This window comes from Pseudoalteromonas sp. S4741 (assembly GCF_005886135.1).
GTDB lineage: Bacteria > Pseudomonadota > Gammaproteobacteria > Enterobacterales > Alteromonadaceae > Pseudoalteromonas > Pseudoalteromonas tetraodonis.
The window spans coordinates 1-1,477 of the sequence record NZ_PNCN01000234.1; the positions used below are offsets into that span (position 1 = coordinate 1).

Here is a 1,477-nt window from a genome sequence, read left to right on the forward strand (position 1 = left end):
CAGATTTCTAAACACTACCTTGAAGGCACATATTAATTATTACTCTATTCAGCACTACACCTAGTAGCTAACATGCACTAGGTGTAAAAGCTATTATAAAACTAGTAATTACCACTCAATAAGATGCTTATTTGGCTTTGAGCATTGCTCACAAAACGATAAGTTTTCATAACGGGTTAATGTAACGCTATAGCTTTCATGACAGTGGTTACAGCACGTACTAACTTTTAGCGTACTTACAAAACCTGTAAGAATTATTTTCTCTGGTTCTACTGCTTCACTATTATTAAGTTGTTCAAACTCTTTATCTTCACAATCCACATCAGCGTTTTCAATGCCTGTTAACTCATACAAAAAATGTACTGCTTTTTTTGCATCATCTACGGCTTTAAATAAGTAACGAAAATCATCTTTTAAATGCTTTATCCAAGACTTCAAATAAGCTGCATGATCTGTTCTTGGTGTAATTGTATTTTCAAGCCGCGTACATATAATTGCAGCACCTAGTTCAGCAACAAGCTCTTCATATGCATACTGCTCAGTACTATTGTTAGCTAAGTTGCGCTTCATTCTAGTGTCATGACCACTCCAATGAATTAACTCATGAATAGCAGTCGCATAATAATTATGCTTTTTGCTGCCATGAGAACTATCTACAAAATTAGTGGGGAATGGCAGGTATATTTTATCTTCGTATACTTTATAAAACGCATCGGTATTACCATGCGTAATATTAGCTTTGCATCGAGCTATAAACTTATCAGCACTCGGATCTATCGGTATATCATCTGCAAATAAATCAGGGTGCGCGGGGTTGTAATTATTTACTTGGTCAGCGTTGAATACCGTATAAGGTTTAAAATAAATAATATAATCTTCATCACTAGGGTTATTTTTTTAGCGTAAATAGGGCGAAATAAACGCGTTCCCTTTGAGCGAATTTTTACCTTCGCTTTTTTTGTATTCCATTGTTTAAGTGTCGCCCATTCATCCGATTGAAATGCATTATCAAGGGTAGACGCCCAAAGTAATGTTGCGTTCATTCCACTAAAAAGGTGGTGTGTAATGGCATTTTTAGGTTCTAAAAAGCCATTATGCCAAGGTGCTATCCATTCCCCCAAGTGCTCCTGCATTTGCTCAATTAGCTTATCTACTACACCTCTTACATGTGCGTCTACTTCTTCCTTTTTCATAATTTAATTCCGTTTTAAAGCTATGAGTTATTTATAGATTACTATTTGTTAATTATGAATATTACCTTAATCTGATAAAGCTTCTCTACCTACAACACAATAAAGGTTACAATACCCTTAATAAAAAGTACTGCCTTCAGTGCTGGTAAATAATCCTTAAATCTTGCTTAAAAAATAGCATATCTAGTGATATGGTTAGTTAAGTTACGGAAAACAAAATAATAAAGGGTCAAAATGACAGATAACAACTTCTCTTCAACCGCTGCTTTTTTATGGTCAGTCGC

General features: G+C 34.8%; 2 protein-coding genes. Both read right to left on the minus strand.

From position 1 onward, the window contains the following. Positions 1 to 108: 108 nt before the first annotated feature. Positions 109 to 870: a zincin-like metallopeptidase domain-containing protein gene (locus CWC30_RS18940; protein ID WP_349654454.1), complete on the minus strand. Its 762-nt coding sequence runs from the start codon at positions 868 to 870 to the stop codon at positions 109 to 111. Beyond that, complete coding sequence (locus tag CWC30_RS18945) at positions 825 to 1,193, minus strand: ArdC-like ssDNA-binding domain-containing protein (RefSeq protein WP_249929905.1); 369 nt, start codon at positions 1,191 to 1,193, stop codon at positions 825 to 827. Before CWC30_RS18945 ends, CWC30_RS18940 begins: the two co-directional genes overlap by 46 nt. Positions 1,194 to 1,477 lie beyond the last annotated feature (284 nt).

What these genes read in the sequence shown, in the direction of transcription:
- CWC30_RS18945 (WP_249929905.1), bottom strand. Translation starts at nt 1,193, where the DNA reads ATGAAAAAGGAAGAAGTAGACGCACATGTAAGAGGTGTAGTAGATAAG.